Origin of the sequence: Halobacteriovorax sp. GFR8 (assembly GCF_050955245.1) — a bacterium.
Lineage (GTDB): Bacteria > Bdellovibrionota > Bacteriovoracia > Bacteriovoracales > Bacteriovoracaceae > Halobacteriovorax_A.
The window spans coordinates 2230424-2256969 of the sequence record NZ_JBPBLR010000002.1; the positions used below are offsets into that span (position 1 = coordinate 2230424).

A 26546-nucleotide genomic window follows, 5' to 3' on the forward strand; every position below is an offset into this window, starting at 1 on the left:
ATAAATCTCCTGACATAGCCAAAATAGAACGAGACTTATTACACCACAATATAGACCCAAGTCTACATAAATTAGTCAAAAATATTATAATTTGAAGAGTACATGAGACCAAAGATACTCGCCTTGGTATCTGTCTTCTGATCCTGATAATAAAGGCCAAAGATAGGGCTAGTATTTTTACTCGCAAGCTTTATACCAAATGTCACTTGCCCAGTTCGATTAGTTTCATCTGTTGTAATCTCATCCTCAACTGACTCACTTACCTCAAGTCCAAATAAATAAGAAATACTTGTTCCCTTAAAAAGAGACTGAAGCTGATACTCTGGAGACTCAAGTCCAAATTTTAAATAGTAAGAGTCCGCAAATGAAAAGGTTCTATTGGAACCTTCTTCAAGGTTAAGTCCTTTTGAAGAAAGGTCATAAAAGATATCAAAAGATGGCCTCCAAGAGGAGTTGAGATAGCTATAACCAAAGTTCAAGCCAAAGTTTGATTCAATATCAGGACGTGTTGTTGTCGTAGATTTATTAATACCAGAACCATCAACTAAAATTAAAGAATCTGTTGTTGCTTTTGAAGACAACTTAACTCCAGGAAAGAAAATACTAGCAGATAGAAAACTCCCCCTATTCTCAAAAGAAGCACTGATTCTCGCATTCCCTATTATATACTTTCCAACATCTTGTATACTGGCCACATAGTCATTACCACCAAAAGTTCCACTTGCAGACGTAAAGGATTTAGTTGATTGAATATCAAGACTGAGACTAACTCCAAGAGCGAAATTCTTATCAAATTTCTTGGCCGCAGATATTCCCATAACTGTCTCTTCTGCCTGAATCGATGCAATTCCATCAACAAATTTCTGTTCAAATTTTAGCTGACCATTATTAGTACCTGAGTAGGTAATAAAATTTGTGAATGTAATACCAAATAACTTTGTTGCAAACCCAGTAAAGTAAGGAATAAATTGGCCTTCAAATTTTGAGCCAGCTCCTTCAATTTCAATATCCTGACGAGTATAGATTAGCCCAAAATAGATTCGAGTCTCTTCATTATTCATAAAGGCAGTTGCAGATGGAAAATTGATAGCAGCGCCAATATCTCCAGGCCTTGAAGTAGTATTACCTAAAAAGCCGGCTTCATGGCCGATAGGTAGGGCCACGACTGTTCCCACAAAGCGAGTAATAAGGAATACAGCAAAAATAATTCGAAAAAAATACATAAAAAAATTAAATCACTCTACATAAACAAAGTCTAATTTAATAAAAAACTGAATTTAATCGTTGATATTAACTTTAGTTTGATGTATCAAACCATAGTTTCAACAAACAATCATAGTTTTTACAAAGGATAAGAATATGTTAAAAAGATCTATCTTACTGATTTCATTAGGCCTAGGCTTAAATGCATCAGCTACAACGACAGCACAATCAGTAATTAAAGGTTACACAAACCTAGTTTACAAGACTTATACAGAATCTCTTGATAAGGCGATTGTTCTTCAAGACGACGTTGAATTCTTCATCTCTAACCCGGGTGTTATGACACTTGAAATGGCAAGAGAGTCTTGGAGGCAAGCCAGAGCTCCTTATGGACAGTCTGAAGTTTTCAGATTCTATAATGGCCCTATCGATAGTGATGAAGGTCCAGAGGGACTTTTAAATGCATGGCCACTAGATGAAGCTTATATCGACTATGTTGAAGGTGCACCAAACGCAGGTATCGTAAACAACGTAACTGACTATCCAGTGATTTCAAAAGAAATTCTCACTTCACTTAATGAACTCAATGGTGAAAAGAATATCTCTACTGGTTATCACGCGATTGAATTCCTACTTTGGGGACAGGACCTTTCAGTTGATGGCGCTGGAGATAGACCTCACACAGACTATGTCATTGGTCTTGGAAAGAACGCTCAAAGACGTGCAGAATATTTATCAACAGCAACAAGTCTTTTAATTGATCACCTAACTGAACTAGTTGATGCTTGGGCACCAAACAAAGATAACTACAGAGCTACATTTGAAGCAAAAGATCAAAAAGAGGCCCTTAATAATATTCTTTCAGGAATGATCTATATGTCAGGAGATGAACTTTCAGGTGAAAGAATGTTTGTCGCTTGGGAAACTCAAGGTCAAGAAGATGAGCACTCTTGTTTTTCTGATATGACTCATATGGATATTCAGTGGAACTTCTGGGGTGTTGCCAATGTACTTAAAGCAACAGGAATCCTAGGTCTAACAGACAACACTATTCTTACAACAACGATTCACAACAGAGTTGCAAAGATTAATAAAATGTTAGCAGGTCTTCCTGTACCATTTGATCAAGCAATTCTAGATGAAAATGCAAGACCAGAAATTCTAGCTTCAATCGAAGAGATGGAACAACTTGCAATTGAGCTTGTTGAAATTTCTGAAGAACTTGAGACGCCAGTACAATGGTAAGAGCTATTGTTCTCACATTTTTATTCGTATTAAATTTTAATACATATTCCAGTGAAAAGTTCCCGGCAGGTGCCGGGACTACACTGGACTTTTCCGTGAATGCTTTCTCACACCCGATGAGTGGTACACGTGGAATGCTTAGGCGACAATTCCAAGTTGGAAATAGCTTCTTTAAAGGAGCTTGGATAACATCCCCTTCTTCGACTCCTTTAAGAGATGGGCTGGGACCAATTTTTAATGCAACTTCTTGTACATCATGCCACCTTCTAGATGGACGAGGACGTGGGCTTCCAGAAAATGATGGTAAAACTAATATCTCACTTCTCTTTCGTTTAAAAACAATTGGAGAAGATGGGAATCTACAGGCCCATCCCGCCTATGGCGACCAATTTCAACCTCATAGTATAGAAGGTGTTAAAGGCGAAGGTGAAGTCTTCGTAAAGTTTGAAACCATCACAGGAAGTTTTGCCGATGGTGAAGCTTATGAGCTAAAAAAACCAAATTACATTTTTAGAAAGCTTACTCATGGAAGTTTAGGAGACAATACCATTGTCTCACCACGAGTCGGTCCACAAATGATTGGGCTTGGACTTCTTGAAAATATTAATGAAGAAGAAATTCTTGCAGGAGAAGATCCTCAAGATTTAAATAATGACGGCATTTCAGGCCGTGCAAATTATGTCTTTTCAATAATTGAACAAAGACAAATGCTTGGGCGCTTTGGCTGGAAAGCTTCTCGTCCAAATCTCTTAGAGCAAAATGCTGCCGCATTCAATGGCGATTTAGGAATAACAAGTCCCCTTTTTCCAACAGAAGAATGCAGCCTGATACAAATTGATTGCTTAGAGAAACAAACAGAAGAAGATATCTCAAAAGAGCTTTTAGATAAGGTAACACTATACACGCAGCTAATCTCTGTTCCTGCTAGAAGAAACTTTAATGATTCGAGAATTAAGAATGGTAAAAAGGTATTTCACCAAATAAACTGCCAAGCTTGTCATAGGCCAGAATTTACGACAGGATCAAACTCAAAGTATCAGGTATTAAATAATCAAAAAATCTATCCATATACAGATATGCTCCTACATGACATGGGAGATGCGCTGGCCGATGATACACGCTCTTATGAATTTGAGGGGAAGGCCACAACAAGAGAATGGCGAACACCTCCCCTTTGGGGCCTAGGCCTAGTTAAGACAGTCAATGGCCACACTCGCTTTCTTCACGATGGCCGTGCACGTAACCTTCAAGAAGCCATTCTATGGCACGGAGGAGAGGCACAAAAGTCTAAGGACAAATTTATTAAATTAACAAAGAAAGATCGCCAAGATCTAATTAAATTTCTTAGGAGTCTATAATGAAAAGACTATTTCTTCTAACTATACTTTTAGCATCTTCAGTTAGCGCTCAAATTTGGCCACTACCAACTGGAACAACATACTTCGTTAAGGGAACAGGATACGACTGTGGTGAATTCATCAGACGCTACAAAGTTGAATACACAACAACGCCAAAAATATTCTCAGAAAAAGGAATTAAGTTCGATCTCTTAACAGCAGATAGTGACTTAAATGTCTTCTCAATTGAGACATCTTGGAACACAGAATCTGGTCAACTTTGTCAATTTGGTCTTTTCTTTAATCGTGCAAGAGAGACGAGAACACTTGATCTTGATTATACAAAATCACAAACTAATGGATCACCTGAAGCTTGTATCGAAAATGAAGAGTTATTAAAGAGTAAGCTTCAATCTTCATCATATGAAGCCTCAAAAAGAGGTATTCGTTATATTGCAGTTGATATCCTAAATGAAGAAAATGAAGTCTGCGACGGAAATCACGTAAGGTTAATTTTTGATCGACGAGCTCAGTAATATATAGTGGCACCGTGGTGCCACTATTTAGCTTTAAGTGGAATAGTAAAAACGAAGCGAGTTAAAGATGAGCTTTCATCGAGATAAAACTCGCCACCATGTTTTTCAATATTATTCTTAGAGATACTTAGACCAAGTCCTGTTCCCCTATTCTTCTTCTTTGTTGTAAAGAAGGGCTCCATAATCTTGCCTCGAATATCTTCTGGAATCCCTCTACCTGTATCAGTAATAGAAATCTCCACGTACTCTTGATCGTGCTTTCTGATTGGAATCGCCTTTAGGTTAATCTTTCTTTCGCCTTTAACATTGATAAGCTCATCAAATGAGTTATTGATTAAATTAAGAAGAACTTGAGCGACTTGAACAATTGAGCCATGAATCACAATTGATTCATCGACATTAATATTGAATTCGATATCATTCTCTTTAAATTTTTCATAACACAGGTATGTGACATCCTCTACGGCTTCAATCAAGTGGAAATTTGCAAATTTTGACTTATCTCCATCCTTAGCAAGATGCTTTAATCCTTTAATAATTTTCGAAATTCTAAAAGTTGTACTTGAGATTCGCCCAGCACTCTTAATGATATTTTCAGAGCTAGTACGCTGAGTAATTCGATTGGCACTCAAATCAATAATTGTTAACGGATTATTAATTTCGTGAGCAATACCACTGGCCATCTCACCAATTGATGCCAAACGAGCCGCGTTGATAATTTGGGACTGCTGTTGCACTAGCTGTACAGTTCGATCATGGACATTTCTTTCAAGCTTCTCATTCACTTTAATGAGAGAGTCTTTATAACTACGCTGCTTCTCAAAGAAGTATAGTAAAATAAAGAAGAAAATACATAAGCAAACAAAACAGGCCAAAACGACTAAGAGTTCCATTTTATAGTCATGATAGAACTGGAAAAAGCTAGACGAGTAACTAATGATCTTAGAGTTATCCGGTAATTTATTAATATTAATCTCATATCTCTTTAGCTGATCCAGGTCGAAAACGAGGTCATTAATCGATTCAACAATTAGCGGGATCTCTGATATTTTCTTTTTTCCAGAAAGGAACTCGTCTGCCATTCGAGCAATCTCTCTTCCATAAATTGTACCATCAGAAACATTTCCGCCGACGATCCCCTTATTTAAAAAGACTTTATTAAAACCATAGATTGGCTGTGTTGAAACTTTACTAAGATTCTTAATATTTTCATCTAACTCAAAATACTTTCCGTCTCGATCTCTTGCATAAACTCCAAAGAGGATAATTGAGTCATCCTCAAAATGTTTGGCCATTTCATAGATCTCTTCCATATTATAATTTTCAATATAGATTACTTTTTGCTTAAGCTTCATTTTTTCAAATGAAGTTTCAAACTGTTTTTTGAGGTAGCGGCCAGTTGGAGTAAATTGCGTATTTATTACATAAATCTTTTTGGCCGTAGGATTGATATCAAGGGCCCCCTTAACAGTGGGAATAACATCGAAAGTTTCCACAACTCCCGTGAAGTTCTTCTCTGTCCGATAGAGATCACGTTTAAACTTATCATAGCCATTTACACCACTAAAGATGATGGGAGCATCATTGAAAATCTCTCTTCGATACTTGATGGCAAAATCAAAGGCATAATCATCAGTGGTTACAATTAAATCAATTTTATGAGTGCTAAATTTTGTCGCATAAAGCTTTGCTAAAATCTCATCATATTCACGTCCAAAGAATCTTTTAGAATCCATATACTCTGTATAGAACTTCATTGAATAATTACTACGACGATGTAAGTGAAAACGAAAGGAGCTATCAAGTTCCTCGGTCCAAACATTCCCCTTTTCATAAGAATGCAGCATAAGAATTTCAAAAGCATCTGATGCTTGAACAAGGGAGCTTAAAAAGAAGAATAAGAATGCAATGGCCTGACTTATGGACTTAATATTACTCATTATAAATAAATATCACTTATCCTGCAGAATGTAATTATTTATTTATGCGGTAGGTAGCTGAATGACAAAGCGAGTATTCGGGCATGACTTATCAACAAAGATACGGCCCTTGTGGTGCTCTATAATATTCTTACAGATACTTAGCCCAAGGCCAGTACCTCTTTGATCAACCTTAGTTGTAAAGAACGGCTCCATGATTTTTTCAAAGATCTCTTCAGAGATACCCTTGCCAGAATCCGTAACAGAAATTTCAACGATATCCTTCTCTTTCTTTCCTTCAAGCTTAATCCAGCGCTCAGTATCTCCTTGCACCAATTCATCAAAGGAGTTATTTAGGAGATTTAAAACTACCTGAGAAATCTGAACAGGGGCACCGTGAATTTTTAAGTTCTCATCAACATCAATTTTGAAGTGAATTTCGTTCTCTTTAAACTTTGCCTTGCAAATTGAGATAACGTCTTCAATAGCGGCCTTAATATTAACAAGCTCGCTTGAAAGACTAGCATCTTCCTTGGCCAGTTGCTTAAGCCCTTTAATAATTTTAGAAATGCGATCTACCGTAAGCTTTATTTTCTGTGCAGACTTTAGAACAACTTCATTATCGGCCATTTGAATTATTCGATAGGCACTTAAATCAATAATTGTCAGAGGATTATTAATTTCATGAGCAATTCCACTGGCCATCTCACCAATTGAAGCGAGCTTGGCCGAGTTGATCAATTTCGACTGTTGTTCAATTAACTGTCTTGTTCTCTTTTCGACTCGATCCTCAAGCTGTTCGTTAATTCGGAGTACGGCCTTCTTGTGCTTCTTTTGTTGTTCAAAATGATAGGCAAGAACTACGAGACTAATAAACAGGCACGCAAATGAGAAAAGGATAAACCAAAACTCAAAGGTATATTCTTCATAAAAACGAAGTAGCTTATTATTGCGATTAATAATCTGTGAACTAACAGGTAGTTTGTGAAAATCTAGGCCGTACTTAACAATTCTTGCGTAATCAAAAATTATCGGAGCCTCCACATTTTCAACAATTGGGATTGAATTGATATCCTCACCCGCAATGACCTTATTTGCAATAAGGGCCGCTTCCTTTCCGTATAGCTCACCACTTGTGAAGTAGCCACCAGTCAATCCATATGGAAGGTAGTATTTTAAGAAGCCGTAAATAGGGACATTCGAGTGTTTTGCTAATTCACCAAGGTTCTTCTCAAAATCGAGAAAGTTTCCATCACGGTCACGAGAGAAGCCACCATAAAGAGCAAAGGAGCCCTTCTCTAGAGTTTCAACTTTTTTATAAAGATCACTTGCGCTTATATCTTCTAGGTACTCAACCCTATCTTCTAATCTTAATTCAGCAATAGACTTTTGGAATTCTTTTTTAAGATACTGACCAGTTGGTGTATGAATGGTATTGATGATATAAAACTTTTTGGCCCTGGAATGTAGATCTTGAGAAAGCTCAAGCATTTCTTTAATCTTGAAGCTTTCAACTAGTCCCGTAAAGTTATTCTCATTTCGATACTTCTGCTTAAACTCGTTATTATAACCGTTAATTCCTGTAAAAATTATCTGACTATTCTGAAATAATTTATCTCGATACTTCATTGCAAAGGCAAAAGCGTTATCATCAGAAGTGATAATTAATTTTATATTTCTATCAGAGTATTTAATTGAAAATAAATTGTATAATCTTTCACCATAGTCCTTACCAAAGAAACGCTTAGAATCCATATATTCTGTATAAACGTCTAAGTGATTCTTATCACTATAAAGATGCTTCTTAATAGACTGATCAATAATATCCGTCCAAATACTGTCGCGCGAGTAAGAATGAAGAATAAGAACTTCATATTTATCTAATGCAATGCTTGGAAGCGCCAAGATAATTAGGATGAATGTGATGAATAATGCCCTAGCCCATTTCACTATTTGAAATTATCATTTTATCGCTAAAAAGTATTGAGAAATTTTATCAATTTAGCAAAAAATCTTCATAAAAGCCCGAAATTACTTTAAGGCACCACGTAAAACTTTACCTCAACTTCATCGTGAACAGTTGCTATCCAAATTGATGGGTCAGGGATCTCAAGCTTCTTAAGGGACAAAACAGACTTCCCCGCTAAAGACGCCTCCCCCTCAGTAGTCACTACTTTTTCGATAAATAGGTCAATTGAGTGCTTCTTATTTCTTATCTCAATGCTTCCCTTGTTTAACTCACCGAGTCTTACGGGGCCAGGCACACGAACAATAAGCCTTGGGTACTTTTCTGTTTCGAGAGATTGCTCATACATCTTCTCATTGCGTGCATCATTATCTGTATCTAATTGCTTTGTATCAACTACTATTGAAATATCTTTGTAATTACCTTTTCCATCTTTCGAATAAGTTATCTTTGCATCTCTAACTACACCTTTAAAGTCTGTAGTTATGATTCCGGCCTTTGTAGAAGACATATTGAAGAAGATACGATTCTTTGCTTCAAGTGCTTTGTCATAACTATCATATTTAAGGGTTAATTTTGATTCTGCATGGAGACTTGTTTGTAAGAGTAATAGCATTGTGAGTAGTTTTATAAATTTCATATATACCTCAAGAAAAAATGACTTTAAAGAGACCCTTAACTGGAGTGTGAATATTTCCAATAATTCCGATAAAGTTATCTCTTCTTTTTTGACTATGATTTAAAAATTTCGCAATGACTTCAATTAACCATGAACGGCGAATGAGCCATTGAAACCCAATATTAAGAAAAGTTTTCTCTCGAAAATTTTTCGACTTCTTCTCTTTGTAAATTAATAGAGACTGATTATAATCAAAGCATGTTTTAGTGATATTAATACTTTCAAAAAGCATTTTTGCAGTAAGTAGTGCATTAAAAATCCCTTCACCAGTAATAGGATCAACGAAACCAGCAGCATCACCAATTAAGGCCACATTATTCCCAACGACATCTCTAACATTATGTTCAATCGGATAGCTGGTATGGATTTTTGCATCCTCTGTTAGCTCAACACCAAGTTCATTTTTAATTTGACCAAGGTAATGTTCAAATGTACTTTTTGCATTACCATATTTTTTGATCTCTTGGGCGCCACAAACAAGTGAAAGGTTTAATTCTTTTGATGAGATTGGATCGACACCTATATAACTCCCTTTATCAAAAATAAACATCTGCCCTTTTCGAGAAGGTGTTTTACTTGTTTCAAGCCAAGCATGTAAAGCAATGCGTTTTTTTGAGTTTGGTAATTGTAGTTTTAGTTCTCGAGCAATAAAAGAGTTTCTTCCGTCTGCACCGACTAAGAGCCTAGAGTAAAAGACATCATGATCAGAAGTTTCAATTCTCCAATAAGTGCCTAAGTACTCCATTCTGACGACAGTCTTTCCAAAAATAACTTGAGCACCACTTTCACTCGCAAGATTAATTAACCGTTCATCTAGAACTTGGCGATTAACACTTACTCCAAAATTTTTCTTACCATGGCTTTTTGGAAAAGTTGTATTTACCCTGTTTTTCTTGGCAGTATGAATGATCATCCCTTCTAAAGGAAGAAAGTCTTGATAAACCGAATTTAACTCAAGCTCATCCAATATCTTTACACCCTGTGGACAAAGGTACTCACCGCATACCTTACGGCCAATTTCCCTATTTCTTTCTAAGATTAAAACCTTAGAGTCATTTTTGGCCATCAGATGACCAAAGAGTGCCCCCGCGGGACCACCACCAACAATTAGTACATCATAGATATTCATTCCCAATCCTCCATAACCTCTTTTAAAGAGGAGCGACCTAAGTAAAGAGTTGGTAGAACAAAGAGATCAAAAATCATCCCACAAAATAAAATGAAGGATAAGTTTACACCAAACTCCCTAATAGGTAGAAAGTCATAAATTCCAAACAATAAAAATGCGATAATTAGTGTCAGCGAACTTGTCAGTATTGGTTTCACGATCGTTTCAACATACGACAAAAAGCCACCTCTTCTTTCATCAAAGAAATGCAATAAGTGAAAGGTGCTATCAACAACTATTCCAAGCCCCACACTGTATGTCATCACAGTCGCGATATTTAGGGACATCCCTGTTAAATTAAGAAAGCCGAGAGATAACCCCAGTGGCATAGTGTTTACAAGAATGAAGATCATAAACAGTTTTAACTGCTTTAATGAAATAACAGCAATAATGGCCATAATAAATAAGCTCAAAAGAAAACTTTTTGAAAGAGTATGTACCATCGCTTTTTGTGAAATCATTAAATTATAATAAAGGCCATCAAGTATGTAGGTCTTCTCTCCTAGGATATTTCTTACTTTTACCAAGAGATCTTCATATTGATCGACATTCAAAGGAGTCCCTAAAAGAGTAATCTTATAGAATGAATCGATTGGATAAGCTTCTCGAATTCCTTCTGCGGCCTTTGAGTAAAGAGTCGCATAGGCAAATTGATTTTCAGGAAGTGAAGTATGCCCACTATATGCTTGGTTAATCTTTCTCACCACAAGGTTACGAGACATTACACTCACACCAGCTAGAGTCCCTAACTCATCTTCAATATTACTTATCTTTTTCAAATCTTCGTAGCTTAAATCCCCCATTCCTATTTCTAGTAATGGCACCCCACCAGCGATTGGAGAGATTTCATTAAAGCTTCTTGCGATGGCCGTATCTTTAGGAAAGTACTTCGTCGCATCTGTAATGATATCGATATTCATTGCCCCCCATATCCCAATAAATAGAGAGATACTACAAATAAGAAATAGGCTTGCTCCGGATAAACTATGTCCTGGATACTTTGACAATTTCACATGAGCTGTTTCTTCAAGCTTTAGGACTTTCTCAACACTTAATAACCAGAGCATTGAGACTAATGAAGATAGAAGAATCATAAGACTACTCAGTAATCCAAATACTCGAACAACATAGATTTCGCTCACATATAATGACAAGAAACCAATGAAAGTAGTCACGAGCATAAGAGAAATTGGCTTTATCTTTTTTTTAAAGGCAAGTGATAAACTCCCCTCCCTTCTTGCTGTGAAGTAGATATGCTGTCCAAGAGAGAGCACGATAACAAAGGTCATAAGTGGAACAATTGAAGTCACCATATTCATCGTTCCAAAAAAGAACTTAATGACTGCCAAAGAAAAAATGGCACTAAAAAGACATGGAACGAAGAGCAATAATGTTGCTAGAAAATTTCTTATAAAGGCCAACAGTAGAATAAATGAGAAGACAAATAGAATTGGAAATAGCTTTTCTTGAACGAGAGCAGATGACTGGTCAAGATGATAATTTGTGTACTCGTGGCCAGCACAGAAAAAATTTTGATTTTCTTCAATTTTACGAATTACATCTTTTAGCTGACTTTTTTTACCATTATTAAATATTAGAAAGCCTAATCGATTAGACGAGATTAGATCAGCTTGGGCATCGACTCCCTTAATAAGTTCACGAGTAAGAATCGCACGCTCTTTTACAAGATCATGAGGATAAACAAAGTAGCATTCATCATCACATAGCTGCGCCATCTCATTGCCAAACTTCTCAAGTCTTAAATACGCCTCCTCACTAGGAGCTTCATTTGTGTAAACAACAAGAGAGTCAACTTCCGGGTAGTCTTGCTGAAATGCTCTAAATTGATCCATACCCTCATCAGTTAAAAAAATCGATTCTGGATTTTTTTGTTTGATATCCTTGGTATAAAAAAGCATTCCAGCAAAAACGCCGACAAAGGAAATAATAAATAGAGATCTAAGAATCGCTTTTATTATGACCTCCACTCTAGAAGAATACTTTGGGCCATAAAGCCTGGGCCAAATGCTAGCATATAGCCACGCTGTCCGCTTTCAATAACCCTTTCTCTCGTTACCTTGTCAAAGATATGGAGAATTGTCGCAGAAGACATATTTCCACAGTTTTCAAGAACCCATTTAGACTCTGAAATATCTTTGTTGTAATCACCAATATAGTCTTCAACCATTTGAATGATTTTCTTTCCACCAGGGTGAAACATATAATTATCGATATCTTCAATCTTCAGGCCATTACGTTCTAAGAATGGAAGAAAGATATTTTCAAAATTACCCTCAATTGAACTTGGCACATCTTTATCAAGAACAATCTTTAAACCAGAATTAACTAGCTCAAAACCCATTAGGTACTCGCCATGAGAGAAATTATACATATCGGTATCAATAATATGGGCACCTTTTCCTTCACCACCTTTTAAAACAGCACAAGCAAAGCCATCAGAAAAGATCGCAGTTGATACAAGGTTGGCCGCATCGAGATCGTTCAATTGAAATGTGATGCTTGGAATTTCCATTGTCAGCACAAGGGCGGTTTTATCGGGGTTGGCCTTTAAGAATTCATCGGCATAAATCAAGGCCGAGGTTCCTCCCGCACACCCCATTTCTGTAACAGGCAGACGAACAACATCCTTTCTTAAACCAAATTCATTGACGAGGTATGCATCAACTGATGGAATCATGAATCCAGTACAACTTGTTGTGATAATATAGTCCACTTCGCTTGGATCAATATTTGATCTTTCAAAAGTTCGTTTCAATAACCTCTTACCGTACTCAACCATTTTGGCCTTATAGATATTATTCTTCTCTTCAAAGCTAATGTTGGAGAAGACAGTCTCGAGGTCAACAACTGCACTTCGTTGATCTATTTTGGAGCCCTTAAATATTTTCAGGGCCTTACGTCTTGTGGTCTCATCAACATCTTTTAGCCATAGGCGCTGTGCTGCTTCAACGATCTCTTCAGTCTTGTAAGTGTAATCGGGTTTATAAGTTTCCATGTGAACAATACGTGTCATTTGTTCCTCCTTTCCTAGAGAAAGAATCGTTCAAAAACCTTAATTTTGTAACTGGACGAAAGTCCTAATTCCAAATAAAATGTGTATTATCAGATAGATACAACTCTTATAAGACTAAGGTCCTAGAACTATGCTTAATAAACGTGAACGCCTAATTACTGGAATACTCTTCCTTCTTATCTCCATCTTTCTTATTTTTGATATCTACGAAGACCTCAGCGATGGCTCGACTTACGAGCACGTTATCGAGGAAGGTATTATTATGCTCATAGGACTTATCGGAACCGCAGTTCTATGGTTCAAGTGGCTATTTATAAAAAAGGAAAACTTAAGAATTAATTCAGATGTTACTAAACTAAAATTTGATTTAGAAAACTATAAACAAAAAACTCGTGAATTATCTCGAGGGCTTTCAGAGAAAATAAATGATCAGCTAAATGAATGGTCACTGACAAAGTCAGAAAAAGATATCGCCCTACTTCTTCTAAAGGGACTGGCCATTAAAGAAATTGCTGAAATCAGATCGACTGCTGAGAAAACAATAAAACAACACTGTTCTAATATTTACAGCAAATCAAACCTTAGTGGGCGCAGCGAACTTTCGGCATTCTTTTTAGAGGATATTTTAGTCATCGATGAGTTATAATACCTAGTATTAGAAACAAAGAGATAATTTTTAATGAAGCTAGAAAGTTTTAGACAAGAACTAACAAAAACAAATAAGATCACAATTATTGGGCCCATGGCCTTAAGTCTTCCTTATATAATTGACTCTCCAATTATTTATGTTGATGGTGGGCTCAACCATAGACCAAGTGATGACCACCCTTACCTCTCTGTTGGTGATGATGATTCTAATCAAACAAATGATAGTCTTGATATCACCTTAGATGAAAATAAAGACTTCTCTGATCTCACCTTTGCTTTAACACTGATACCAGACAATATCACCGAGATTAAATTATTTGGCTTCTTAGGTGGAAGACTCGACCATCAAATGGTTACCCTCGGCTCAATTCATCATTTTTTAAAAGAGAGAAAATCACAAACAATATGCAATTTTGAAAGAAAGCTTCTGGCATGTTCTAGTGGAGATTTCTCATTTACTCACAAAGGTACATTTTCACTTTTAAGTCTTGAGAAACAAGAACTAAAAATTAGCGGCGCATGTGATTACCCACTAAATAATGAAAAAAAAGTAAAGACTCTTAGCTGCTTGACCCTTTCAAATAAAGCTTCAGGAGAAGTTCATATCACTTCCAAGCTACCTATTTTTATCTACTTATTAGATTCAGAAACACTAGGCCTTAAAGCCTAGTGTTCCAAAAATGTTAATGTGATGATTTATCCTTTTCATCCGCAAATAATTTAACAAAGTTTTCAGTAGCATCTGAAACTTCAATCTTATGAGACTTCTTCTCTGCACTCTTAGGTAGAGCTAAGTAAAGAATACCATCTTGAATTTGGGCCTGAACTTCATTGCGATTGATAAAATGAGGCACAGTCAGACTACGAGAAATACGTCGAGTCTCTCCGCCACCATCTTCAAAGAGCGTTTTACGTTCGGCTTCAATAGTAACAAGGCCATCATCGACTTGAATATTTAGATCTTCCTTCTTAACACCAGGCATATCAATACTTAGTAAATAGGCATTATCAGTTTCCTTAATTTCACCAAAGGCATTACTACTTCCACTTCCTCTGCCCTGCCAAATATCTTCTAGGCCGGTAATAATATCCCTAAACTCATTATCAAAATTTGCTGAACCAAAAAAGTCTGAATTGAATACAGAACTTTTTCGAGGAACAATTGAACGTCTAATCATGAGAAACTCCTTTAACTTACGTGTGTGTTGTAGAGAGTACATAACGACGCCAATAGATAAACGCCATCACTTATCTCTGGTTATTAAGATAATGCCATCTTATCATTGTGAATGAGTCGGATAAACTTAAGATATTTTTAAATGCTTTAAATAAGAACTAAAAGATCTCATCACGAAGAGATGTATTGGTGCCTGAGTATAGCAGTAGATGTACCAAGGAAGTGATGGACGAAAATTATTGATTGATACTAGAGTAAACTTTCCATTAGCAACACTTCTAAACTCCAACCATCCAGTGTCATTAGATGCACTTAAAATTCCTCCAACAATATGAAACTTCGCTCTTCTTAAATTCGATTTATTTTCGATATACCTAAGAATTAATAGTGCTGTTTTAAATCCAAAAACATTGAAAGTAATAGTCCCTTCTTCTTCATGAACATGGATAATAAATCTGATAAAACGTGGGAGCCACTTCATATAAGTACTCGCAAGTTCTTTCATTTCGAGATGGTTGGGATTATCAAGGCGTTGAATAGAGCGTACAGTTTTTTCTTCTTTTCGCCTTGCTTTACGAGAAGTTCTTTTAGTTTTTCTTAAATTAATCAAATTTAACATTTCATCATATGATCGAATTTTGATTAGGTCTTTAATATCCTCTTCAATATCTACTTTTGGAAGGTGGCATTTTAAGCTATCGACTAAAGGAGAAACTAACTCGATTTGTGACTCACCAAAAATAGTCACCCACCATTTTGATAATTTTAAATAATTAATTGGAACAGGAATCATTGGACAAAACTTTCTAAAGCGACGAGAAGTCTTTCTAATCAACTCCTCGTAGGTAACATCCTCTCCATTAACAATATTCAAAATACGATGAAAGAAGTTTTCGTTACCAATCAGATGTGAGATAACTCGCAATAAGTCGCCGATATAGACCACTTGAGTGCGGCTCTTTGTCCACTTAGGTAAAATCATTGCAGGTAAGTTCATAACAAGATTCTTTAAAATCTCAAAAGATGAACCACCATCTCCAACAATCATGCCCGCTCGCAATATTGTATAAGCAATCCCCGATGTCTTAAATACTTCTTCTACTTCAAGTCGACTTTTAAGGTGTTCACTACTTTCACCAGTCGGAACAAGTCCTCCCAGATAAATAATATGCTTAACTCCATTATATTGACATGCCTTTGCAAAGTTATCGGCCAAAAGAAGATCCGTATCACGAAAGTTTCCTTGAAATAATCGTGATGATGGTAGCATTGAATGGACAAGATAAATTGCAATATCAATATCTTTTAAGGCTTCCTTAGTGCTGTGATAAGAGAAGAGATCTGTTTTTAAAAACTCAACGTTCTCATCTGAATAAGACTCACTACGCCCCAGGGCCCTAACTTGATGTTGGCCTTTGATCTTTTGAATGAGGTTACGACCAATAAAACCATTGGCACCAGCAATTGCTACTTTCATAATGGACAACTATAGTTAATCTTTCTTCTTGCGACGAACGTAGAGAATTTTTTTTACTCTTGCGACTTCCTTAGCGTTTTCGTCATAAATAGAAGTTTCAAAAACAGGAAGAACTCTTCTTTCTTCACTGGCCTGTTTTTTTATTCGTTCGACTTCTTCCATGGTAATTTCAAACTCGGCCTTAACTACACCTTTCCCAGGACTTAAAAAGTCGATCTCCGCAGACTTATCCCAAATGATATGATCTTTTCCAAGATGAAAACTCAGAAGTAACATATAGAATGGATCACACATTGAGTATAAGCTTCCCCCAAAGTGAACTCCAACATAATTAGTATTAAGAAATGTTTGCTTCATTTGAACAAGGATCTTTGTGCGTTCATCATTAATTGATAAGACCTTAATTCCTGCACCGAGGTAAGGAGGCCAAAACTTAAGTAATTTAATGGCCTTTTCTGGTGAAATTCTTTGCCAAAAGCTCATGGCGAAACCTTTAAAATTCAGTCGATTAATAAAGTATTTATTATATCATTGGAAATTTCAAAGTCACGCGAGAGCCAGTAGTTGGCATATTTTCAATAAATAGAGTAGCACCATGCTTTTTGAGAAAAGTATGAACTAGTTTCAGACCTATGCCTGTTCCTTTCTCTCCCTTTGTCCCCTGCTTTACATGAAATGTCTGTCCACTCTGGATTCCGTCAATAACAATATTAGGAACCCCTTCTCCTTCATCACAAATTTGGATTGCATAGCCGTCTTCGATAGCTCCCTTGACCACAATCTTCTTTCCTTCAGGGGAGAATTTAATTGCATTTGAAATAATATTACGAACACAAGTTTCAATCATATTGCTATCGTGATTAAAGATGTAGTCCTCTAGATCAACTTCTATTTCGAGGTCTTTCGTTTGAGCTAACTCATAAGCAAACTCAACAGCACTTGTTATCGTATCTTTAATATTTAGTTCTTTTGGACTATAGCCTAAGCTTTCATTACTAGTTAGCGCCCAGGCAAGGAGATCCTTTAAAAGCGCATCTGTTTTCTTTGCCGATTTAATAATACGGTCTTGGTAAAGCTTGATTCTCTCAACTGAAAGCTGTTCGTTTCTTTTTGAAACAAGAGAAGCTGACGATAGAATAACTTGTAATGGACTTTTTAAATCATGAGCAATCGTTGAAATAACATCGTCTTTTGTTTTATTTAGCTCTTCAAGACGGCGGTTTGAAATATAAAATAATCGCCAGGCCCTATTAAACATTGACCTGAAGGCAAAAAGAACAATATTTAACGATAGAAGAATAAAGACCTTGTAGAAGTGTTTCTTAAGATCAACTGATTCATTTAGAATTGGAATTATTATAAATAATGCAAAAAGTAGTACACAGTTTAAAATGATTCCATTTAGTCTTCCTGGTAGCATGACATAGAATGACGTGGTCATAATCATTATACCAGCAAGCAGTGTCGTACTTGTCCCCATAATCATAAATGTCATAAGTGCAACAATGACCACGGAAACAAGTTTAATAAAAAATAAGTGAGTTTCAATTTTGTCACTATAATCACTCTTTCTAAAAGCAAAAAAGAAACCAAACCCATAAACAACAAGTAGGGCCCTAAAGAATGTGAGAATATTTGGTGAACCAAAAGTATAGACACGTTGATAGTCGGCAAGTATCCCTGCAAACAAAAGAAGAATACAGCATACTAAATACGACAAAAGTGTATATGTACGATCCTTTGGCCAAGACGTTTGAAGATAACTTCTCTCCTCACAACGAGACTTAAATTCGCCAAAGGAATTAATTAGGGTTTCCAATAGTTAATCCTTTAAATTATTAACACGTAAATAATTAGTCTTTACTACATTTATCTAAGAGATTCGAGAAAAAAAGTTGTATTGTAAAAATTTACGGCCATCATATTTCGTAAAAACAACAAGTTAAACAGCTAAAACAAATGATTATTATGTTCGATATTTGGTCGGCCTGCGGAAAACTTTCAATTTAACAAAGTGGCATATATGAACGTGCTAATTATAAATATGAACAAAATCGCACCTCTCATTATTAGTTTATTTGCCTTAAACACATCAGCAAGCGACATCAAGTCGAGATTACTCGATTTTCATCAGATTCAAGAAGAATTAAAGTGTAGTACAGAATATAAATACGTCGCCTCGGCGTTTAAAGTAAAGAAGACAGAGTCTATTGATTGCAGTGATGTAGATTGGGCCGAAAAAGCCCTAAGTAAAGTTGCAAATCTTAAACCAGATGCACCAATGATAAACTTGGAAATACTTGCCAGAGACAATGGTGCGTCATTTGATATTGGAGAAACAGTACGAATTCCTCTTCACCTAACATTTTCAAACCAATGGGGACAAGTCTTTAACTCATATACAGTTGGAACTGATGCGATCCTCTATCATGAGTATTCTCATGCTATATTTGGAAAGAGAATTGGAACACAATTCTATCCGAAGCTTAAGGCCTTAGCAGAAAGGCTATCGCGCTTTAAAGTTAATCGCCAAAAAGCTTATGCTGAAGGAAATCCGAGAAATGTTGTTAAATACTATACAAAGCAAATCGAGTCCATTGAAGAGCGCATAAAGACTCATGATGAGCTTGAAAAATATCATCTTTCGTCATCATATAACGAACTCTTTGCAGACCTCATGGCCGTTCTTGTAACAAATAATCGCAATGCCATCTTCAATGCTCTTTACTATGACCAGATGACAGATGACGCCTATGAGCTAATTAAACTAAGGTCATTTGAGGATCAAAATACAAAATATGATAATCGTGGACTCTATGAAGAGCATGGTGAGTTGGCATTAGTTCGCCAATATCTTGGAGAAGAAATTCTGCCTAAAATTTTCAAAAAAGAGAATGAAGAAAAACTTAAGAAAGAATTAATAGAAATCGTCCTCAACTCAATTGAATCTCAAATGAATAAGAGGATTAAGAAGGCCGCTTTTAAAACCTCTCCTATGCACAGCAACACTGCTCTAATTGAAGAGATCAAGCAACGATATCTTAGTAAAATGGATTCTGTTGACTGAGTAAAAGATAAAACCTAAAATTAAGCGAAAGCGACTGAGTCAACTAGAGGTGAATCATAAGCGTCGATTTATTCAAATACTTTTATCCAAATTCTGTTAATAATGAGAATGAACTTCAAGCTATTGATAAGCGCTATGAAGCGCGCTTAATCGTTTTCTCCTTAATTTCTATAATATTTATTTTCCTCATAATAATTGGGGTATTTTCCCTTAATGTTGGTATTACAAGCCGATACAACATCCCCTTTCTCATCTTTATCCCAATTGCAACATACACTCTCTACTTTTATAAGAGATACGATAATCCACTTCTATTTAAGATACTAATGCTTAGCATGAGCTACGTTATTATCAACTTAAGAGCATTTGAGCTTCAATCACATGCAGGGTCACTAGTCCCCTGGATGCTCGTGATCTTTGCCCTGATCTCATATACCGTTTCGTTTCGAGTCGGTTTTGGAGGAATACTACTAAACGCTATTGCTATAATTTATAACTCGTATATGGGAAATAGCTTTTCTGGAATTCTCGATAAAGAGCTCCAAGTTATTGTTAATCAAGGGATACCTATCTTTCTTTTTTCTTTAGTGGTCTATTACAAACATGTCGTTGACCGCGAAAAGTCTAAGGAGCTAAAACAATTTCAAAAAAGAGATGCCATCTCTAAAATGATTATCACCTTATCTCATGAGATTAATAATCCCCTTACGGTTTCAAAATTATGTTTAAGTAGACTAAAAAGAAATTATGATAACGATACATTAAATCGTTGTGAAAAGAGTCTCGATCGCATCTCTAAGATCACTCACTTAATTAAAGATATTCAGGACTTTAAAGAGGTCGATTATGGAACAAATAGCAAGATGTACGACCTTTACGAGGCCATAAAAAGCCACAAAAGGTCAATTGATGACATCCTTTAATTACCTCAGTTTTCAAGAATCGAAGTCAGATAGACCAAGTCATAATAAGAGGCCAAGAATAGATCTGGGTCCCTATCCGCAAGTGCCTTATAGTATTTGAGGGTTTCTTCTTTTCCATCTTTGAAGTATTTTACAAAACCTTGGAAACTTCGTGAATTTATCGAATGATGTTCAACAATAGTTGCCGAAAGCTTCAAGGTTTCATTAAGATCGTATTTTAAAACATCCTTGTTGTAATTTTCAATCTCTCTTTGAGCAGCGATAAGAACAGGTGAAAGAAAATAGACCCCTCCCCCTTGTTTTACGACTTCACCGGCATATGGACTCACTTTATCACTTGCGAGATAAGGACCCATATATTTACTATAAGTCTTTCTTAGAAGCGCCCTATTGATTCCTATGCGCTTTAATCCTTTCTTTTGTGCCATAAGGAATAAGGCATTCACTTCAGCAAATGATTCGGATTGATGAACTCCATGACCACTAGGTGGCGCATGATAATTCTCAGGAAGATAAATATCGTCTAGGCAATGCGACAATTCATGGTAGAGAGAATAGTAGTGTAATTCCTCAAGTGAAAATATTTTTTCGAATTGTGAAAAGTCAAAGTTCTTATATACATCAACTTCATCACTATGACCGAGAACTCTTCTTACCTCACTTGAAAGATCATTCATGACCCCATTAGGAAGAACTGCACAAAACTTAAATTCACGACTCCAGCCACCTTTCATAAAAGGGAGGGCCGACGCTGAACCATTTAAAATACCAAAATATGGAATGAGATTTATCGCCTCATTTCTTTCTAAGACGATATTAAATTTTTGAAGCATATACTCGCTTAGAAGCTTCACTTGCTCCTCTTCACTATGGCCTTTGAGTAAAGGAACCACTTCACTCTTATCAAAGATTACAATTGGGTAGTCTTTCACATTCCCATATTCAGCATTTAAGATTTTTACTTCTGTCGATAAGTCCATTGCTAAATTGGAGGCAAGAGCACTCGAACTCATCAAACAAGAGAGTGCGAATATATCGAATAACTTCTTCATTTATTGGCCTTGTTAATTTTTTGCATTTAACCATATTCAAGTTGATTGATGGGTTTTAAAGTGTTTTTTACAAGGCCGTCGATAAAATAGACATTCTACAAGTGGGGTATTCCCCCACTTATAGATGAGGTGTAATTAGGCTACTTTGATTTTAGGATTTAGCGTGAATTTACAATTCATTGAATTTGTAACCAGGCATTTGTGCTGAGTTTCTTCTAATAACTTTAGATAATCCTCAACATTCTCCTTACCACTAACAACAAGATTTGGCTGGATTTCGACATTTGTAAAAGTGAGCTTTCCATCCTTTCTTTCTAACTTAGCATCTGCTTTAACATCAAGTGTGTCCCAGTCCATTTTTCTTGCTTGGGCCAATGCCTTGAAGCTAAGTAGGTAGCAACTAGAAATACTAGCTGAGAATAAATCTTCTGGAGACCACTCTCCTTCAGGTCCTTTAAACTCAGGCGGGGCCGTCGCTTCCAAATTTTGTTTTCCTTTAGAAGAAATTTTCATTCTTCCATCATTTCTTTCGCCGTGGGTGTTGGTACTGTAGATACTCATATATACTCCAATGTTCTCGTTATCTTGCTATCTTAAGGGTTTTTAGAGTCCAGCTGCTTTAAAGAAATCCTTATTTTTGTTTAATAACTAAAACAAGGCCATAATCTTTAAAGCTTGAACAAGACAAAACAGATTCAACTTGCAATTCAAGCAAAAACCTAAGCTACATCATCTTTTTTTTGACCCAATTCTTCTAAGATTGCCCTTAGGAGATAAAAAGATGATTAAAGACGGCCTTGTTCAAAAATATAATGTACCTGTACCTCGCTACACGAGCTTTCCAGCAGTTCCCTACTGGACAGGGGCACCATCACAGGAGATGTGGTTTGAGCACCTTAAGGAAGGCCTTAGTAAGTCCCAAGGTGTAGAACTTTATATCCACGTTCCGTTTTGTGAAAAGCTTTGTTACTACTGCGGTTGTCACAGAATTATTTCAAAAAATAAGAATCGTGGTGTTGAGTATGTAGATTTCTTACTAAGAGAGTGGGATCTCTACCGCGAACAAATGGGAGATATCAAGATCTCATCAATTCACCTTGGAGGTGGAACTCCTAACTTTCTAAATGAAGAGGCTTTTTCAACATTATTAGATAAGCTTAGAGAATCAATTGATTCTAAAGACTTCAAGGGCTCCATTGAAATAGATCCTCGTACTTGTTCAAAGTCACAATTAGACCTTTATAAGAAATTAGGCTTTAGTCGTCTCTCAATGGGAATTCAAGATTTTGATCCAACAGTACAAGAAGCGATTGGGCGCGTGCAACCTTTCCATAAGGTAAAGGAGCTTGTGGACTACTGTCGCGAAATAGGTATAGATGATATAAACTTTGACTTAATCTATGGCCTACCTTTTCAAACATTAAAATCAGTTGAAGAAACAATTGAGAAGGTCATCTCACTTAAACCACTACAAATTGCTTTTTACAGCTATGCTCACCTTCCTTCAAAGATAAAAAATCAGAAACTGATTCCTCAAGAAGCTCTTCCTGAAGGGGCCGCTAAAAGAGCACTATATGAACACGGAAAGAATTTACTTGAAAAGCATTCATATAAAGAGATTGGACTCGATCATTTTGCCAAGTCCAATTCACAACTCTACCAAGCAAAGCAAGAAGGAAAACTTAGAAGAAATTTCATGGGGCACACTCATAAGAGCTCCCCGATTATAATCGGTCTAGGTTGCTCTTCAATCTCATCATCAGCAAAGAGCTTTGTTCAAAACGAAAAGGACGTGAAGTCGTATTACGAATCAATCAGCAAGAAAAAGCTTGCCATTAGCGCTGGTCATATTCACTCTCAAGAAGATATAGCCGTGGAAGAAATCTTACAAAACTTCTTTGCGACAAGTAGCGTTTCAAATAAAGCATGGCAGGGTTTAAAGAATGCTTCTCTTATCAGTCATAAAATTTGTGAGCTTGAGAAAGATGGCCTTATTGCAAGTAGCGATAAGATCATTGTCACAGAAGAAGGCAGGCCATTTATGAGAAATATTGCAAGCATTTTTGATCATCATTTAATGAAGGCCAAGCAAAATAGCGGCTCTCGCTCCCTATAATTAAATTGTTTAATAGACTCTAACTATTAGAAGATGAGTTTTGATAATTTGCATATTTTTGCAATCTAATAGATAATTTAGGTCACACAACACACAATATAGGGAGAATAAATGAGTCAATTAACGCCGCAACAAAAAGAAGAGTTACTTGCAGAAATCACACTTCTAGAAGGTCAACTTACTGGAAATATGATGGAAGATATGGATATTCGTGGAAGAATTCACAATATTAAAATGAAACTTGATGGTGTTAAACCACCTGAGAGTTTTATCGACTGTATCGGTTGCGGTTCATAAGAAAAACTCTTTAGTTATTCTTTAATAGAAAAATAATCTGATTAATAGCAAATCTAGACTCCCTAAGATGAGGCATCTCAATAAATCCATGCATCATCTTGGGGTATTCAAAATAGCGATAAGGTCTGCCTCCTTCTTTCAAACGATTCTTTAATTCCTTCGCATCTGGATGTAAAATATCGTGAGTTCCTGTAAAGATATTGATCTCTGGAAGATCATCAAGCTCCCCTCTTAACGGGCTTATACGATAATCATCATCAGGCAAATCTTCTGCAAAAAGTTCTCCCAATTCTCTAATTCCCTTTCGATCTAAGACCATTTCATGCTCATCAAATTTTTCAATTTCAGGGTTACTCATGGTGATATCAAGCCAAGGAGATAAGAGTATAATTGAAGATGGAAGTGGAGCTTTCTCGTTTCTCATTTGCTCACAAAGAGCAAGAGCAAGACAACCACCGGCTGCATCTCCCATAACAATAATATTTTCTGCTCCAACTCTTTGGGCGGTTTTCTCAAAAGACTCCCTTATCATTGAGAGCGCATCTAAGACACTTCCATGGGGTACCAATGGATAATCAGGAACAATTGTTTCTACATCAACATTTCGCATTAACTGAGTGAGTAAGTGGAATTGCCCAACATTCATATTGTAGATAAATGCCCCACCGTGAATATAGAAAACCGTTTTTGCACACTCCTTCCCCATCGGTCTGAATTGGAAAAGGTTACGATTTTGTATCTGCATACAATGAATATCAAACTCATGATAGAAAGCACGAGGTATACTCGTTTCATTTGGTATGGGATCTTCTTTCTTCTTTTCAACAATCTTAGAAAAGATCTTTCTAAGTTGTAGAATTCTAAGACTTCCCTTTGAGACAAAAGAGCCAAAACTTTCGTCTTCTTTATAGCGAAATTCAGTTTCTAGTGGATACGAATTCTTTTTGAGTGCTTTATTCTCCATAAGGCTAATATCGGGATAAGAGCAACAGGGCCTCATAAAAGAATTGCCAATTTTTTTTAACTCCAAATTAAGAAAAAAGCCCCTCACGCATGAGTAGAAGATGAGGGGCCCCCTAGATTTCTCTAGATTATTTATGTAACGCAGAGAGAGTTGTTGCGTTTACACAAGCATTAAATCTTCAAAGGCAGCGAGACCAGCTTTGGCCCCCTCTCCCATTGCTATAATAATTTGTTTGTATGGAACGATTGTTACATCTCCGGCCGCATAAATACCTTTCTGATTTGTGCGACACTTATCAGTGACAACGATCTCCCCAAACTTATTCTTTTCAACGAGATCTCCAAGGAATCCACTATTTGGCACAAGCCCGATCTGAACAAAGACTCCATCAAGGTCGACTTTCTTCATTTCACCAGTTGCACGGTCCTCATATTCAAGTCCGATAACTTTTTCACCATCACCAATAACCTTATCCGTACGTGCATTTTTAACGATTGTTACATTTGGCAGAGACGCAAGCTTTTTAACAAGAACAGAGTCTGCTTTAAGCTCTGGTGCAAATTCAAAAAGAGTCACAGATTTTACAATACCAGCAAGGTCAATGGCCGCTTCAACTCCAGAGTTTCCACCACCAACAACACTAATATCCTTGCCTTTGTAATAAGGGCCATCACAGTGTGGGCAATAAGCTACCCCACGGCCAATATATTCTTTTTCGCCGTCAACACCTAGCTCTCTCCATTTTGCACCTGTTGCAATAATAAGAGCTTTTGTTTGGACAGTTTCCCCACTATTTAAGAATAGTGTTTTTACATCACCATTTTCAATATTATCAACACGACGATTTTCAAGAGTCTTAATATCATATTCATCCATATGCTTATTAAGTGCCGCAGACAAGTGCGGGCCTTCCGTATAAGGAATCGATATAAAATTTTCGATGCCTTTTGTATCTTGCATCTGACCACCAATACGATCAGTGATCACAGCAGTCTTAAGTCCCTTACGAGCTGAGTAAATTGCTGAAGAGACACCTGCAGGGCCTGCACCGATAACAATAACATCGTATAAGCCTAAATCTTTTGCTTCACTAGAGATTTGAGCTTCTTCTCTTCCAAAGCGTGCTTCTAGCTTTTCTAGTAAATCAACAAGTGAAGACTTTCCAGAGTGAACTAAGTCATCTCCATCAATCACACTTGGTACGCCTTGAATCTTAAGTCTAGTAATTTCATCCTGCTCAAATTCTCCATCAACCATCTCGTGAGAGAAATCCTCTTTGAAGATGGCCATGAGATTAAGTGCTTGGACGATATCTGGACAATTCTCACATGAAAGAGAGATATATGTTTTAAGGCTTATCTCACCTTTTAAAGCTTTAATTCGATTAATAATCATCTCATCAGGAAGTTTTCCTTTAAGATCACTATTTAAGATGGCAAGGATTAGCGAAGTGAATTCATGTCCACCTGGTATACCAGAAAATTTGATTCCATTCGCATTGCCGTTCACATGAATTTCAAAATGGGGGTAATCGTAATTTTGTCCGCTAGACTTTGCCACAATCTTTGGAGAAGTGGTCGCGATGCTCTCAAGCATCTCAACAAGCTCTTGTTGTTTAGCATGACTTGATTCATTGTAGACAAGCCCAATCTCACTCTCTAGTTGAGCATAGACTGACTTTAACTGTTCAATGATTCCACTATCTAACATAATTACTCCAATAAAATTCTAGGACAGG

General features: G+C 36.5%; 24 protein-coding genes. 9 read left to right on the forward strand and 15 right to left on the reverse strand.

All coding sequences use genetic code 11. The features are described from left to right. Positions 1 to 71: 71 nt before the first annotated feature. Entirely contained in the window at positions 72 to 1223 is a 1152-nt protein-coding gene (locus ACRXC1_RS11130) for a hypothetical protein (protein WP_433658798.1), read from the reverse strand. Positions 1224 to 1359: 136 nt separating this feature from the next. Here ACRXC1_RS11130 and ACRXC1_RS11135 point away from each other — a divergent pair, with 136 nt between their 5' ends. The 3 genes from ACRXC1_RS11135 to ACRXC1_RS11145 are packed head-to-tail and all read left to right on the forward strand — an operon-like array spanning position 1360 to position 4321. Then, positions 1360 to 2448: an imelysin family protein gene (locus tag ACRXC1_RS11135; protein WP_433658800.1), complete on the forward strand. Its 1089-nt coding sequence runs from the start codon at positions 1360 to 1362 to the stop codon at positions 2446 to 2448. Beyond that, entirely contained in the window at positions 2442 to 3806 is a 1365-nt protein-coding gene (locus tag ACRXC1_RS11140; RefSeq protein ID WP_433658802.1) for a di-heme oxidoredictase family protein, read from the forward strand. The genes ACRXC1_RS11135 and ACRXC1_RS11140 overlap by 7 nt, the downstream gene beginning before the upstream one ends. Beyond that, positions 3806 to 4321: a hypothetical protein gene (locus tag ACRXC1_RS11145; protein ID WP_433658804.1), complete on the forward strand. Its 516-nt coding sequence runs from the start codon at positions 3806 to 3808 to the stop codon at positions 4319 to 4321. The genes ACRXC1_RS11140 and ACRXC1_RS11145 overlap by 1 nt, the downstream gene beginning before the upstream one ends. Positions 4322 to 4344: 23 nt before the next feature. On the opposite strand, the gene ACRXC1_RS11150 is transcribed toward ACRXC1_RS11145, so the two are convergent. From ACRXC1_RS11150 to ACRXC1_RS11175, 6 genes are all read right to left on the reverse strand, one after another. Next, positions 4345 to 6261, reverse strand: a complete 1917-nt coding sequence (locus ACRXC1_RS11150; RefSeq protein WP_433658806.1) for a sensor histidine kinase — start codon at positions 6259 to 6261, stop codon at positions 4345 to 4347. 42 nt (positions 6262 to 6303) lie between these two features. Then, positions 6304 to 8190, reverse strand: a complete 1887-nt coding sequence (locus ACRXC1_RS11155; RefSeq protein WP_433658808.1) for a sensor histidine kinase — start codon at positions 8188 to 8190, stop codon at positions 6304 to 6306. A gap of 86 nt (positions 8191 to 8276) precedes the next feature. Beyond that, complete coding sequence (locus ACRXC1_RS11160; RefSeq protein WP_433658810.1) at positions 8277 to 8846, reverse strand: YceI family protein; 570 nt, start codon at positions 8844 to 8846, stop codon at positions 8277 to 8279. 7 nt (positions 8847 to 8853) lie between these two features. Next, entirely contained in the window at positions 8854 to 10014 is a 1161-nt protein-coding gene (locus ACRXC1_RS11165; RefSeq protein WP_433658812.1) for an NAD(P)/FAD-dependent oxidoreductase, read from the reverse strand. Continuing rightward, positions 10011 to 12041 (reverse strand): hypothetical protein, encoded by a 2031-nt coding sequence (locus ACRXC1_RS11170; RefSeq protein ID WP_433658814.1) that lies wholly within the window; start codon positions 12039 to 12041, stop codon positions 10011 to 10013. Before ACRXC1_RS11170 ends, ACRXC1_RS11165 begins: the two co-directional genes overlap by 4 nt. Beyond that, positions 12029 to 13087, reverse strand: coding sequence for a type III polyketide synthase (locus tag ACRXC1_RS11175; RefSeq protein WP_433658816.1), 1059 nt, complete (start codon positions 13085 to 13087; stop codon positions 12029 to 12031). Before ACRXC1_RS11175 ends, ACRXC1_RS11170 begins: the two co-directional genes overlap by 13 nt. Positions 13088 to 13217: 130 nt before the next feature. Between ACRXC1_RS11175 and ACRXC1_RS11180 the strand changes: the two genes are divergently transcribed. Both ACRXC1_RS11180 and ACRXC1_RS11185 read left to right on the forward strand, forming a co-directional pair. Further along, on the forward strand, positions 13218 to 13733 hold the full coding sequence (locus ACRXC1_RS11180) for a helix-turn-helix transcriptional regulator (protein WP_433658818.1): 516 nt from the start codon (positions 13218 to 13220) through the stop codon (positions 13731 to 13733). A 33-nt stretch (positions 13734 to 13766) separates the two neighbouring features. Next, a complete protein-coding gene (locus ACRXC1_RS11185; RefSeq protein ID WP_433658820.1) occupies positions 13767 to 14405 on the forward strand; it encodes a hypothetical protein in 639 nt (212 codons plus the stop codon). A gap of 13 nt (positions 14406 to 14418) precedes the next feature. On the opposite strand, the gene ACRXC1_RS11190 is transcribed toward ACRXC1_RS11185, so the two are convergent. The 4 genes from ACRXC1_RS11190 to ACRXC1_RS11205 form a co-directional block, all read right to left on the reverse strand. Then, entirely contained in the window at positions 14419 to 14913 is a 495-nt protein-coding gene (locus tag ACRXC1_RS11190) for an Hsp20/alpha crystallin family protein (RefSeq protein WP_433658822.1), read from the reverse strand. Positions 14914 to 15039: 126 nt separating this feature from the next. Continuing rightward, positions 15040 to 16389 carry an NAD(P)H-binding protein gene (locus ACRXC1_RS11195; protein WP_433658824.1) on the reverse strand — a complete coding sequence of 450 codons (1350 nt, stop codon included), beginning with the start codon at positions 16387 to 16389 and terminating at the stop codon, positions 15040 to 15042. A 15-nt stretch (positions 16390 to 16404) separates the two neighbouring features. Beyond that, positions 16405 to 16872, reverse strand: a complete 468-nt coding sequence (locus ACRXC1_RS11200; protein ID WP_433658826.1) for a DUF4442 domain-containing protein — start codon at positions 16870 to 16872, stop codon at positions 16405 to 16407. A 40-nt stretch (positions 16873 to 16912) separates the two neighbouring features. Next, positions 16913 to 18208, reverse strand: coding sequence for a sensor histidine kinase (locus tag ACRXC1_RS11205; protein ID WP_433658828.1), 1296 nt, complete (start codon positions 18206 to 18208; stop codon positions 16913 to 16915). Positions 18209 to 18433: 225 nt separating this feature from the next. Between ACRXC1_RS11205 and ACRXC1_RS11210 the strand changes: the two genes are divergently transcribed. After that, on the forward strand, positions 18434 to 19456 hold the full coding sequence (locus ACRXC1_RS11210; protein ID WP_433658830.1) for a hypothetical protein: 1023 nt from the start codon (positions 18434 to 18436) through the stop codon (positions 19454 to 19456). Positions 19457 to 19791: 335 nt separating this feature from the next. Continuing rightward, positions 19792 to 20379, forward strand: a complete 588-nt coding sequence (locus ACRXC1_RS11215) for a histidine kinase dimerization/phospho-acceptor domain-containing protein (RefSeq protein ID WP_433658832.1) — start codon at positions 19792 to 19794, stop codon at positions 20377 to 20379. Positions 20380 to 20384: 5 nt separating this feature from the next. On the opposite strand, the gene ACRXC1_RS11220 is transcribed toward ACRXC1_RS11215, so the two are convergent. Further along, positions 20385 to 21431 (reverse strand): hypothetical protein, encoded by a 1047-nt coding sequence (locus tag ACRXC1_RS11220; protein WP_433658834.1) that lies wholly within the window; start codon positions 21429 to 21431, stop codon positions 20385 to 20387. A 135-nt stretch (positions 21432 to 21566) separates the two neighbouring features. Then, on the reverse strand, positions 21567 to 21992 hold the full coding sequence (locus ACRXC1_RS11225) for an OsmC family protein (protein ID WP_433658836.1): 426 nt from the start codon (positions 21990 to 21992) through the stop codon (positions 21567 to 21569). Positions 21993 to 22212: 220 nt separating this feature from the next. Here ACRXC1_RS11225 and hemN point away from each other — a divergent pair, with 220 nt between their 5' ends. Further along, positions 22213 to 23547, forward strand: a complete 1335-nt coding sequence (hemN, locus tag ACRXC1_RS11230) for an oxygen-independent coproporphyrinogen III oxidase (RefSeq protein ID WP_433658838.1) — start codon at positions 22213 to 22215, stop codon at positions 23545 to 23547. A 111-nt stretch (positions 23548 to 23658) separates the two neighbouring features. After that, positions 23659 to 23844: a hypothetical protein gene (locus tag ACRXC1_RS11235; RefSeq protein ID WP_021268045.1), complete on the forward strand. Its 186-nt coding sequence runs from the start codon at positions 23659 to 23661 to the stop codon at positions 23842 to 23844. 10 nt (positions 23845 to 23854) lie between these two features. Here ACRXC1_RS11235 and ACRXC1_RS11240 read toward each other — a convergent pair whose 3' ends face one another. Further along, on the reverse strand, positions 23855 to 24808 hold the full coding sequence (locus ACRXC1_RS11240; protein ID WP_433658840.1) for an alpha/beta hydrolase fold domain-containing protein: 954 nt from the start codon (positions 24806 to 24808) through the stop codon (positions 23855 to 23857). Positions 24809 to 24967: 159 nt separating this feature from the next. Beyond that, positions 24968 to 26518 carry an alkyl hydroperoxide reductase subunit F gene (gene ahpF / locus ACRXC1_RS11245; RefSeq protein WP_433658842.1) on the reverse strand — a complete coding sequence of 517 codons (1551 nt, stop codon included), beginning with the start codon at positions 26516 to 26518 and terminating at the stop codon, positions 24968 to 24970. Positions 26519 to 26546 lie beyond the last annotated feature (28 nt).